This is a genomic window from Bacillus sp. FJAT-29937, assembly GCF_001509555.1.
Taxonomy (GTDB): domain Bacteria; phylum Bacillota; class Bacilli; order Bacillales; family Cytobacillaceae; genus Cytobacillus.
On sequence record NZ_LMAS01000003.1, the window covers coordinates 333286 to 344994 of the forward strand.

An 11709-nucleotide genomic window follows, 5' to 3' on the forward strand; every position below is an offset into this window, starting at 1 on the left:
GGTTTAATCATGGAAGGAGAAAACTGAATTGACAGCAATTCGCTATGAATTAATTAAAACATGTAAACAAACGGGTGCTCGTCTTGGACGAGTTCATACGCCGCATGGCTCCTTTGAAACCCCAGTGTTCATGCCTGTCGGTACGCTTGCAACCGTCAAGACGATGTCCCCTGAGGATTTAAAGGAAATGGGAGCGGGGATTATCCTAAGTAATACATACCACCTTTGGCTTCGTCCGGGGCAGGAGATCGTTGAGGAAGCTGGCGGTTTGCATAAATTTATGAACTGGGACCGTGCTATCTTAACCGACTCGGGAGGCTTCCAAGTATTTAGCTTAAGCGAATTCCGCAAGATTGAAGAGGAAGGGGTCCATTTTCGCAATCATTTAAATGGAGATAAGCTCTTTTTATCACCGGAAAAAGCAATGGAGATTCAAAACTCGTTGGGCTCCGATATTATGATGGCATTTGATGAATGTCCGCCATTCCCGGCCACTTTCGAATATATGAAGAAGTCAGTAGAACGAACTTCCAGATGGGCTGAGCGCTGTTTGCAGGCGCATAAAAGGCCAAGTGACCAAGGTCTTTTCGGCATTGTTCAAGGCGGAGAATATGAAGAGTTACGAAAGCAAAGTGCAAAGGACTTAGTTTCACTTGATTTCCCTGGCTATGCTATCGGTGGATTATCAGTTGGTGAGCCAAAGGATATTATGAATCGTGTGCTTGAATTTACAACACCATTACTCCCATCTGATAAACCAAGATACTTAATGGGGGTTGGATCACCTGATTCATTAATTGATGGAGCCATTCGCGGCGTAGATATGTTTGATTGCGTGCTGCCAACTAGAATCGCAAGAAATGGTACATTAATGACAAGTGAAGGCCGTTTAGTTGTAAAGAATGCAAAATATGCCAAAGATTTTGGCCCAATTGATGAGCATTGTGATTGCTATACTTGTCGAAATTACAGCCGTGCTTATATCCGGCATTTAATTCGCTGTGATGAAACTTTCGGAATTCGACTTACGACTTACCATAATCTATATTTTCTGCTAAAATTGATGGAAGGGGTCAGACAAGCGATCAGAGAAGATCGACTTGGTGACTTTAGAGAAGAGTTTTTCGAAAAATACGGTTTTAATAAGCCTAATGCGAAAAATTTCTAATTTGCATATTCAAAAAGATGGACAAACCCTGACTTTTTGAGGAAAATCTTTTTATATGGAAGGAGGGAAAGTAAATGGAAATGTTAGGAACAATTGGACCTCTATTGTTAATGTTTGTTCTATTTTATTTCTTGCTTATTCGTCCGCAGCAAAAGCGCCAAAAGGCGGTGCAAACAATGCAGGGCGGCCTGAAAAAGGGAGATAAGATTGTTACAATCGGGGGCCTGCATGGCTTTGTCGATGCAATTGATGAAGGGAAAGTTGTCATTAAATGTGGTGATGGAAGCCGTCTTACATACGATCGTGCAGCGATTCGCGAAGTAACAGAGTCAGCTGGCGGAGATATGCTTGCAAAATCCTAATAAAAAAGAAGCGGGGATTGTAAAATTCCGCTTCTTTTTTTATTACATGTCTAGCTCCAGCGCCTACCCCCTCGAGATCACAAGCCAATCCTGAAAGGCAGAGCTCACCTTTCCGGGAGGCTCGTCTTGTGCTTGTCGGGGGTGAACACTAAGGAAGGCTCCAAAGAATATTCATCGCAGGAACAATCCGGTCTTTGATTGTTCCGAAGGCGCTTGCGCTTTTCTATGCATTTCTAGTTGACTTATTCGACATATTAACACCTAATATGCCGCCCATCATCGCGGTCAGCATATAGCATGTATGATAAATAATTTGCTCTGTATTAAATACACTGTCCAATCCTAAATATTGATAAAGAAAAATGATGATCGAATAAATTAGCCCTGTTAATCCCCCGAGAAGCCATCCCTTTTGTTTTCCCTTGCCGCCCGAAATGAAGCCGCCCATAAATAACGAAATGAAGGATATTGCAGTAATGACAAATTGTAAGGATGACTCCTGTAAAGAAGTAAATCTTAATAATAGTGAAAATATTAAGCTGCTGACCAAGGCTAGTACAAAAACTGCAATAATCCCATAAAGAATAGCACCACCGATATTTCTTGATTCTTCTATATTTTCCCTCTCCCCTCTTTTTATTTACCCGCAGATTGGTACAAGAATCCTGCTAGTACAAGCATATTCAGGCTTTTGGGAAATAGAATCGGAAACTTTAATGGAAACTTCAATTTGGAAAAAATTTATTACATGTTTCGCTTCTTCTTGTCAATAATAATAGAGAATGTCACTTGGAGGGAAATAGTTATGGGGGATTACACGACACTTTTATTACGAACAGTTTTTGTTTATATTTTAATCTTGCTTATTTTTAGAATGATGGGTAAAAAGGAAATTGGGCAGTTAAGTGTGATTGACTTTGTTATTTCTATTATGATTGCCGAGATGGCAGTTTTGGCAATTGAAAATTTAAAGAAGCCTCTTTTCCTTAATATTATGCCAATGGTCGTTCTGATGCTCATTCAAATCGCACTTTCCTATACTGCAATGAAGAGCAAGAAGTTCCGCGATCTAGTGGATGGAAAGCCATCAGTTATTATCAATAGAGGAAAGATTGATGAAGAGGTGATGAGAAAACATAGGTATAACTTCGATGATCTGCTCCTCCAACTAAGAGGAAAGGATATTAGAAATATTACTGATGTTGAGTTTGCCATTTTGGAAACAACAGGGGAATTATCTGTCTTTAAGAAAGAGAAAAAGAAAAAAGGAAATCCAACAATCCCGCTTATTTTAGATGGCATCGTACAAGAAACGAGCCTTGAAGAAATAAACAAAACGAATATTTGGCTTCGCCAGCAGCTTCGGCAAAGAGGATATACGAACATTCAGAGTATTTCATTTTGCAGCTATGAAAATGGCCAGTTTTATATTGATTTAAAGGATGAAAAAAAGTAAGGGACACCATAAGGTCTCTTACTTTTTATTTAAAGACAAATCTTGAAAATGGTTTGCCGATCCAAGGTATACGGCTGACTTCATCCTTTTTCACAAGTCCAAGCAAGAGAGTAAGTATTAAATAAATTTTCGTGATGATGAATGTAATGATCAGTACCTGAATGGCGAGAGTAAACTGTGTGTTTAAATTTTGAAGCAGCCAAAATCCTCCCCATCCTGATAGCCCCATGACCAAAAAGGTTTTCAAGTAGTCGCGTACATAAAATGTAAAAGAAATGGCTTTTAACACAGTTGCGAAGTGCAGCAGTGTGACAAGAACGAATCCAACGAGAATCCCCATTGCTACGCCGTTAATACCGAATGCAGGCTGACTTGCCAAAATAAAAATGACTGCGGTTTTGATAACGGCTCCAATTAAGCTATTAATCATAGCAGCTCTTGCTAAATTTAATGCCTGGAGGGTAGCCTGAAGCGGACCTTGATAGTAATAAAAGATGAAAAATGGCGCCATCAGCTTTATAAATTGTGCCCCGCTATTTGATCCATACATGACCTTCATCAATTCATCTGACAGGACGAATAATATAACGACAGCTAAGCCGCCAGTTAAAAAAGTAAGTCGAAGTGCCTGCTGCAGCCGGTATTCTATAATATGATGCTGATTTTTAGAATTTGCTTCACTAATGGCTGGAACTAAAGCAGTTGACAGCGAGTGAGTAATAAATGATGGAAGCATTAACAAGGGTAAAGCAAAGCCGGTTAGCGCCCCATACTGCTTCGTTGCAGCGATAGCCGCCACCCCTGCAATGGCAAGACTATGGGAAACAACGATGGGCTCAAAAAACCACGCCAAGGAACCAATCATTCGACTTCCTGTAGTTGGAAGGGCAATGCTCATTAAATCTTTAAAAGTGCTTTTTCCTGTTTTGACGGACTTAAAGAAGTGCTTCCGGACCTTGAATTTCTTTTTGATTTTGAAGGTCGTTATTAAATAGATAAGTGATGCTAATTCCCCAATTACTGACGCAAGCATGGCGCCTGCCGCAGCATATTCAATCCCGTATGGAAGAAACGCTTTCGTCATCGCTGCAATTAATGTAATCCTTACGACCTGCTCAAGCATTTGGGAAATAGCAGCAGGCTTCATATTTTGCCGGCCTTGAAAATAACCCCTTATTACTGAAGAAATGGCAATGATTGGAACGATTGGTGCAATGGCCATCAAAGGAAGATATGTGCGTGAATCGGTAAATAATGTTTTAGATAAATAAGGGGCTAAGAAAATCAATGCCGGTGTAAAAATGGCAGAAAGAGAAATAGTCGTCGCTAATGATACGACTAATATTTTCTTAACCTTTGCTTTATCCCCTCTTGCCTCTGCTTCAGCGACATTTTTTGATATAGCTACAGGTAAACCGAGCTGTGTTATAGTAACGGCAAGAATTAAAGTCGGGAAAGCCATCATGTATAAACCTACGCCTTCTTCCCCAATAAATCTTGCGATAACAATCCGATTAATAAACCCAAGCACCCTTGTAACAAGTCCAGCTGCCAGTAAAATCATCGTTCCTTTTAAAAACTTCGACATTGGGCTCCCTGCCTTCTCAAAATAGGTGTTATCATATACAATTAACTATATGCTAGGAAGTGGACAAAGCATGACAAGCAAAAGTTTAATATTTCCTTTAATTTGATTAAGGAGGCGGCTGTTATGGAAATCAGCCATACATATGATCATCTTCGGAACGAATTGAAACCTGCGCTGCAAAGTAAGCAAGAGGAGTTTGCTTTATTAGGGTATGGCCAAGTGTCTGAACGGGAGCTTTGGAATTTTCTAAAGAGAAAAAAGTGGAGGAAAGCCGATGAAAATAAGAGAATAGCTGAAATTGTTCAGGACATTCTTTCCGTAAAGGTTGGCGAGTATTTCAATTATGCCACAGTCGAAGCTTTTAAAGAGGCAGACTTTGCATTTGATGATGAGGAGGAGCGTCGTAAGCTTTTGAAATGACAAAAGGCGCTTCCGCTTTTCGGGTAATTGACAGCTTTTGCAAACTGTTTCATAATGATAAATGGAATTCTAGTCGAATCATCAGTATGAAATGATGAGATAGATAGTTATGGTTTTATGCTGTGAGCCTTTTTGGGGCTTGTATTTAAGGAGGACGTTTTCATAATGGTTAAGCGAGGACGCATTGTTGCCTTCTTTCTGATTGTATTATTGATTGGAAGTTTGATGGGTACAACAACAAATAATATTCTAAAAGATATTAAGCTTGGACTGGATCTTCAAGGTGGATTCGAGGTTCTTTATGAAGTATCACCGATTGATAAAAATCAAAAAATTGATAATACTGTTTTAGCCAGTACGGCAAAAGCCTTGAATAAGCGCGTAAACGTATTAGGAGTAAGTGAGCCTAATATTCAAATTGAGGGGGAGAATAGAGTTCGTGTCCAGCTTGCTGGAGTGACTGATCAGAAACAAGCGCGTGAAATTCTCTCCACTGAAGCCAATCTGACATTCCGAGATGTAAATGATGAACCATTGATGGATGGATCTGATTTGGCAGAGGGCGGAGCTAAGCAAACTTTTGATGAAAATGGAAAGCCAAGTGTTTCCATTAAACTGAAAAGTGCAAGTAAATTTAAAGAGGTAACCGAACGAATTGTCAGTATGGGGGTACCTAATAATCTGCTTATCATTTGGCTCGATTTTGAGGAAGGTACTACTTTCCGAGAAGAAGCAATGAAAGCAGAGCCAGGATATATCTCTGCACCAGCTGTAAGTCAAGTATTTAACCAGGATACGGTCTCTATAGTTGGAAGCTTCACCGTCGAGGAAGCAAAGACATTAGCAGATTTATTAAATGCAGGATCTCTCCCTGTTAAATTAACTGAAGTGTATTCAACATCTGTTGGTGCCCAATTTGGGGAGCAAGCCTTAAACAAAACCGTTTTAGGCGGGATTATCGGTATTGCGCTTATTTACTTATTTATGATTCTTTACTACCGATTCCCAGGATTTATCGCTACTGTGGCACTGTCGATTTATATTTATTTAATTCTCCTTATATTTGACTGGATGAATGCGGTATTGACGCTTCCTGGTATTGCCGCCCTTATTCTTGGGGTTGGAATGGCAGTCGATGCCAACATTATTACGTACGAAAGAATTAAAGAAGAAATTCGCGTAGGGAGAACGGTTAAGTCCGCTTTTCAAGCAGGCGGCAAAAACTCTTTAGCTACGATTTTCGATGCTAATATTACAACAATCTTAGTTTCTGGTGTTTTATTTGTTTATGGGACAAGTTCCATTAAAGGGTTTGCCACGATGTTGATTATTAGTATCCTGGTCAGCTTCCTTACAGCTGTCTATGGCTCAAGGATCCTCCTTGGACTTTGGGTAAACAGCAATCTATTTAATAAAAAGCCAAGCTGGTTTGGTGTTAAGAAAAGTGATATTAAAGATATTGCAGAAAATTATGATACAGTTGATTTGCCGACAAGGTTTGACCGCTTTGATTTTGTTAAACATCGGAAAAAATACTTTGCATTTTCCGGGGCCATTCTCGGAATTGGGCTGATTTGCGTGGTTGTTTTTGGCCTCAATTTAGGGATTGATTTCACTCAGGGTACTCGTGTGGAGCTTCTATCAAATAAACCGATAACAAAAATTGAAGTAAAAGAGCAATTAGCTGATTTAAATATTGAGACAGATGATATTGTCATATCTGGAGCCAATCAAGAAATTGGTGTAGCAAGATTTAAAGAAGTACTTAGCAAGGATGAAATTGCTGAGTTAAAAACCCATTTCCATGAGAAATTAGGAGCAGAACCAAATGTAAGCACAGTTTCACCGACAGTTGGAAAAGAGCTGGCGAAAAATGGGTTTATTTCTTTGTTGATTGCCTCTATCGGCATCGTGATTTATGTGACCATTCGTTTTGAAATGTATATGGCTGTTGCAGCTATTCTTGGCCTTTTATATGATGCGTTTTTTATCATCATTTTCTTTAGCATTACAAGATTAGAAGTTGATTTAACCTTTATCGCGGCTGTCTTAACGGTTATTGGTTATTCCCTTCATGATTCAATCGTTACATTTGACCGGATGCGTGAAAACATGCAAAAGAAAAAGCGTATTAAAACGTTTGAGGAACTTGCTGATGTTGTTAATTCAAGCTTACGTCAAGTGATGGGACGATCTATTAATACGGTCGTAACCCTTCTTATTGCTGTATTAGGAATCTTAATATTCGGAAGTGAATCCATCCGTAACTTCTCCTACGCTTTACTAATCGGATTGGTTGCCGGTGCTTATTCTTCGATTTTCTTATGTGCCCAATTGTGGCTCGTATGGAAAGGGAAAGAATTGAAGAAAAAAGGCGTTATTAAAACAGTGAAAGAAAAACGAAAAATTAGCGATGAACCTCAAGTATAATTCAAGCCCCAGGATTCCTGGGGTTTTCTTTTTTTAAAAATATGCTCATAAACATTGAAATTAGGATAAACTAGCAATAAGTTCATTGTTAGGAAGGAAGTTTCATGTTGAATCATAAAGATGATCGTTTTAAAAAGGCAGAATTTGCAGCCATGCTTGGCATCGTGATTAACATTGTCCTTGCGATTGTTAAATGGGGAATTGGCGTCTATGCCGGGAGCCGCGCATTAATTGCTGATGCTGTACATTCTGCTTCGGATATTGCTGGATCTTTAGCAGTCTATTTAGGCTTGAAGGCAGCAAAGCAGCCGCCAGATGAAGATCATCCATATGGACATGGGAAGGCAGAATCTATCTCAGCTATAATCGTTGCTGTTTTGTTATTATTTGTTGGATTTGAAATTGGCAAGTCGTCTGTAACTGCTTTTTTTCAGCCAATAGAAGCACCAAAATCAATAGCCATTGCGGCGGTTGTCTTTTCAATCATTGTAAAGGAGGCATTATTTCGCTATAAATACAAGCTTGGGAAAGAGTTGAATAGTGATGCATTGATTGTCAATGCCTATGAGCATCGTTCGGATGTGTATTCATCCTTTGCTGCGCTGGCAGGTATTGGGGCTGCGATCATCGGCGGTAAGCTTGGCATCGGATGGCTGGAATATGCCGATCCTGTTGCTGGTGTGATTGTTTCCATCATGGTCATCCATATGGCGTGGTCGCTTGGGAAAGAGTCGATCCATAACACCCTTGATCATGTGCTGCATGAAGAGGATACACTTGAATTAAGAGAGGCGGTGGAAAGTGTTCCGGAGGTTAAGAAAATTAATCAGCTTCATGCTAGAGAGCATGGACATTATGTCATCATTGACTTGAAGATTTCAGTTGATCCGAATATGACGGTTGAAGAGGGACATCGAGTTGGCAAAGAGGTAAAGGGGAAGCTATTACAAATGAACAATGTTAAAAATGTGTTTGTTCATATCAATCCCTATAATGAAGATGTTGAAAATTAAACAGCGAACTTCGCTGTTTTTCTTTTTTCAAGACTTCGCATTGAAACAAATAGGGCCCTCTTGTATACTTAAAAGGTTGAGGGGTGAACAAATGTTACAATCAAAAACTCGTTGGATTGTTCGGAAATCAGATGAAGAAAAGCAAAATCTTCTCGTTCAACAATTAAATATAACTCCTCTTCTTGCGTCATTGCTTGTAAATAGAGGAATTGAATCACCAGAATTAGCACAAAGTTTTCTAGTTGATCAAAACTCAGAATTTCATGATCCTTTTTTATTAGCTGATATGGAAATTGCCGTATCTCGGATAAAAAAGGCGATAGATAAAGAAGAACCGATATTAATATTCGGAGATTATGATGCCGATGGTGTGACAAGCACGACCGTTATGATGAAGGTTCTTCGGGAATTAGGCGCTAATGTCGAATTCTACATACCGAACCGATTTACGGAAGGCTACGGTCCAAATATCCCAGCCTTTCAATATGCCGCGGAAATTGGTATCAAACTGATTATAACGGTTGATACGGGTATAGCTGCCGTAAAGGAAGCTGCTGCAGCGCTTGAGCTTGGACTGGATTTAATTATTACAGACCACCATGAACCAGGGCCAGAATTGCCAAATGCATTAGCTATTATCCACCCAAAGCTCGAAGGAAGCCAGTATCCATTTCGTGAGTTGGCTGGTGTTGGGGTTGCTTTTAAATTAGCTCATGCTCTTTATGGTAAATTGCCAGAGCATCTTCTAGAAATAGCGGCTATCGGAACGATTGCAGATTTAGTTTCCTTAAAAGGAGAAAATCGTTTAATCGTTAAACGAGGCTTAAGGAAACTTAAGTCCACTAATCATGTTGGCTTAACAGCCTTGTTAAAACAAAACAAGGTAGACCCTGGCTCAATAACGGAAGAAACGGTAGGGTTTATGATTGCGCCGCGATTAAATGCTGCCGGGAGATTGGATAGTGCGGATCCAGCTGTTGAATTACTCCTTACTGAAGATATGTATGAGGCTGAAGCGATAGCTGAGGAAATAGAACAAATGAACAAGGAGAGGCAAGCAATCGTTAGCCAAATTGCTGAAGAAGCAATTCGTCACGTGGAAGAGAATTATCCAATCGATGAAAATGCTGTCCTTGTTATCGGTCAAGAGGGCTGGAATGCAGGTGTTATCGGGATTGTTGCTTCAAAGCTAGTTGAAAGATTTTATCGTCCAGTCATTTGTTTAAGCTTTGATAGAGAGAAGGGCTTAGCAAAAGGCTCTGCACGCAGTATATTAGGATTTGATTTGTTTAGAAACCTTTCTGAATGTCGAGATATATTGCCTCATTTCGGCGGGCATCCGATGGCTGCCGGCATGACATTGAATCTGGATCATGTTGATGAGCTTAGGAACAGACTCAATTCAGCGGCAAAGGAACAATTATCAGATGAAGACTTTATTCCAGTTACTACGTTGGATGGAACAGTAAATATGTCAGAAATTCACCTGAATTCAATAGAGGAAATGCAAATGCTCGCTCCATTTGGAATGGATAATCCGAAGCCTAAGATTTTAATTAAGGACGCAAGCATTGCCAATATGAGAAAAATCGGTTCGGATCAAAATCATTTGAAAATGACAATTGAGAGTGAAGGAAATACCCTTGATGGCGTAGGGTTCGGACTAGGAGAATTATATGAGCATATTTCCCCTTCTTCTAAAATATCTGTAATTGGGGAGCTTTCGATTAATGAGTGGAATAATGTTCGAAAGCCGCAAATTTTTCTCCAGGATGCGGCCATTCAAGACTGGCAGCTATTTGATATTAGGGGAATTAAACGGTTTGAACAATTAATCGATTTGATCCCTAAAAGGAAATCAAAATGGATTGTATTTAATAAAGAAAATGCTGTGAAGTTTCCAACATATATAAATGAGAATATGGTAACAGTAAGTTCATATGAGGAAGCAGCGGCGTTAACGATCGATCAAGAAAATGTGATATTAACGGATCTTCCGCCATCTAAAGAAGTTCTCGCCCAATTATTTACCGGGAAAAATCCTTCAAGGGTATATGCACATTTCTATAAAGAGGAGAGTGCCTTTTTCAGCACACTTCCAACGAGAGATCATTTCAAGTGGTTCTATGCCTTCATCATGAAAAAGGGGCCATTTAGCCTTCAGCAATACCGGGATAATATTGCCAAGCATAAGGGATGGAGCAAAGAAACAATTGATTTCATGTCACAAGTGTTTTTTGAATTAGATTTTGTTAAAATAAACAATGGAATCATTTCCGTTAATAAGACTTCGCAAAAACGAGATTTAACTGATTCGCTTATTTATGAACAAAGACGCAAACAGTACTCAATCGAAAGCGAATTGCTCTATTCAACTTATCAACAGTTGAAAAGCTTTTTCGATTCAGTCATCCAAGGTTCTGTGAATTTTGAGGAGGAAGTAAAAGAATGGACTTAAAACAGTATATTACAATCGTCCAGGACTGGCCAAAGCCAGGGATTCAATTTAAGGATATTACGACATTAATGGATAATGGTGAGGCATATAGATATGCCACAGACAAAATCGTGGAATACGCACAAAAAAAGCAAATTGATTTAGTCGTAGGTCCGGAGGCGCGCGGATTTATTATTGGCTGCCCTGTTGCTTATTCACTAGGAGTCGGCTTTGCCCCTGTTAGGAAGGAAGGGAAGCTTCCTCGTGAAACGATTAAAGTTGAATATGGGTTAGAATATGGGAAAGACGTTCTGACCATCCATAAAGATGCGATCAAGCGAGGACAAAGAGTATTAATAACGGATGATTTGCTTGCAACTGGCGGAACGATTGAAGCAACTATTAAATTAGTTGAACAGCTAGGCGGAATTGTAGCTGGAATTGCCTTCTTAATTGAATTGTCATATTTAAATGGGCGGGATAAGCTTGGAAAATATGATATTCTGACTTTAATGGAATATTAATTTAGACGGGAGCGCTTAATGCGCTCTTTTTATTATGGAACGACCGCCTACAATTAATAAAAAGCAAAGATTAAAATGCTGTTCAAAACTTACAAATTTCGACAAACTTTTTATTTTTCAGGAAAATAACCGCTATCCCTTTACATATTCGCTTTTTTTTTCGATAATAGTAGCAATCATTCAAATTTTGTTATGACAGTTTTAAACGGAAAATGACAAAGTTAAGAAAGCATAAGCGTTCTAGACTTTGAGAAATGTCTAGCTCCAGCGCCTACCCCCTCGAGGTCACAAGTCAATCCTCCCAGAAAGGA

General features: G+C 39.4%; 10 protein-coding genes. 8 read left to right on the forward strand and 2 right to left on the reverse strand.

What is annotated here, in order from left to right; translation table 11 throughout:
• The first annotated feature begins 28 nt into the window (after positions 1 to 28).
• The gene (tgt, locus tag AR328_RS07915; protein WP_066292953.1) at positions 29 to 1168 is read left to right on the forward strand and encodes a tRNA guanosine(34) transglycosylase Tgt; all 1140 of its coding nucleotides are present in this window, start codon (positions 29 to 31) and stop codon (positions 1166 to 1168) included.
• 74 nt (positions 1169 to 1242) lie between these two features.
• On the forward strand, positions 1243 to 1530 hold the full coding sequence (gene yajC / locus AR328_RS07920) for a preprotein translocase subunit YajC (RefSeq protein WP_066292956.1): 288 nt from the start codon (positions 1243 to 1245) through the stop codon (positions 1528 to 1530).
• Positions 1531 to 1753: 223 nt separating this feature from the next.
• On the opposite strand, the gene AR328_RS07925 is transcribed toward yajC, so the two are convergent.
• The gene (locus AR328_RS07925; protein ID WP_331457187.1) at positions 1754 to 2170 is read right to left on the reverse strand and encodes a TIGR04086 family membrane protein; all 417 of its coding nucleotides are present in this window, start codon (positions 2168 to 2170) and stop codon (positions 1754 to 1756) included.
• A 165-nt stretch (positions 2171 to 2335) separates the two neighbouring features.
• Between AR328_RS07925 and AR328_RS07930 the strand changes: the two genes are divergently transcribed.
• Positions 2336 to 2986, forward strand: coding sequence for a DUF421 domain-containing protein (locus AR328_RS07930; protein ID WP_066292967.1), 651 nt, complete (start codon positions 2336 to 2338; stop codon positions 2984 to 2986).
• Between the two features lie 25 nt (positions 2987 to 3011).
• Here AR328_RS07930 and spoVB read toward each other — a convergent pair whose 3' ends face one another.
• Positions 3012 to 4574 carry a stage V sporulation protein B gene (gene spoVB, locus AR328_RS07935; RefSeq protein ID WP_066292970.1) on the reverse strand — a complete coding sequence of 521 codons (1563 nt, stop codon included), beginning with the start codon at positions 4572 to 4574 and terminating at the stop codon, positions 3012 to 3014.
• Positions 4575 to 4697: 123 nt separating this feature from the next.
• Between spoVB and AR328_RS07940 the strand changes: the two genes are divergently transcribed.
• The 5 genes from AR328_RS07940 (at position 4698) to AR328_RS07960 (ending at position 11398) form a co-directional block, all read left to right on the forward strand.
• The gene (locus AR328_RS07940) at positions 4698 to 4994 is read left to right on the forward strand and encodes a post-transcriptional regulator (RefSeq protein WP_066292976.1); all 297 of its coding nucleotides are present in this window, start codon (positions 4698 to 4700) and stop codon (positions 4992 to 4994) included.
• A gap of 165 nt (positions 4995 to 5159) precedes the next feature.
• On the forward strand, positions 5160 to 7424 hold the full coding sequence (gene secDF / locus AR328_RS07945) for a protein translocase subunit SecDF (RefSeq protein ID WP_066292978.1): 2265 nt from the start codon (positions 5160 to 5162) through the stop codon (positions 7422 to 7424).
• 104 nt (positions 7425 to 7528) lie between these two features.
• Complete coding sequence (locus AR328_RS07950) at positions 7529 to 8437, forward strand: cation diffusion facilitator family transporter (protein ID WP_066292980.1); 909 nt, start codon at positions 7529 to 7531, stop codon at positions 8435 to 8437.
• A gap of 91 nt (positions 8438 to 8528) precedes the next feature.
• Positions 8529 to 10895 carry a single-stranded-DNA-specific exonuclease RecJ gene (recJ, locus tag AR328_RS07955; RefSeq protein WP_066292983.1) on the forward strand — a complete coding sequence of 789 codons (2367 nt, stop codon included), beginning with the start codon at positions 8529 to 8531 and terminating at the stop codon, positions 10893 to 10895.
• Positions 10886 to 11398, forward strand: a complete 513-nt coding sequence (locus AR328_RS07960; RefSeq protein WP_066292986.1) for an adenine phosphoribosyltransferase — start codon at positions 10886 to 10888, stop codon at positions 11396 to 11398. Before recJ ends, AR328_RS07960 begins: the two co-directional genes overlap by 10 nt.
• The last annotated feature ends 311 nt before the right edge of the window (positions 11399 to 11709 follow it).

Coding starts and splice junctions, on each gene's coding strand:
- recJ (WP_066292983.1), top strand. CDS start 8,529: ATGTTACAATCAAAAACTCGTTGGATTGTTCGGAAATCAGATGAAGAA.
- AR328_RS07940 (WP_066292976.1), top strand. CDS start 4,698: ATGGAAATCAGCCATACATATGATCATCTTCGGAACGAATTGAAACCT.
- AR328_RS07930 (WP_066292967.1), top strand. CDS start 2,336: ATGGGGGATTACACGACACTTTTATTACGAACAGTTTTTGTTTATATT.
- spoVB (WP_066292970.1), bottom strand. CDS start 4,574: ATGTCGAAGTTTTTAAAAGGAACGATGATTTTACTGGCAGCTGGACTT.
- AR328_RS07950 (WP_066292980.1), top strand. CDS start 7,529: ATGTTGAATCATAAAGATGATCGTTTTAAAAAGGCAGAATTTGCAGCC.
- AR328_RS07960 (WP_066292986.1), top strand. CDS start 10,886: ATGGACTTAAAACAGTATATTACAATCGTCCAGGACTGGCCAAAGCCA.
- secDF (WP_066292978.1), top strand. CDS start 5,160: ATGGTTAAGCGAGGACGCATTGTTGCCTTCTTTCTGATTGTATTATTG.
- yajC (WP_066292956.1), top strand. CDS start 1,243: ATGGAAATGTTAGGAACAATTGGACCTCTATTGTTAATGTTTGTTCTA.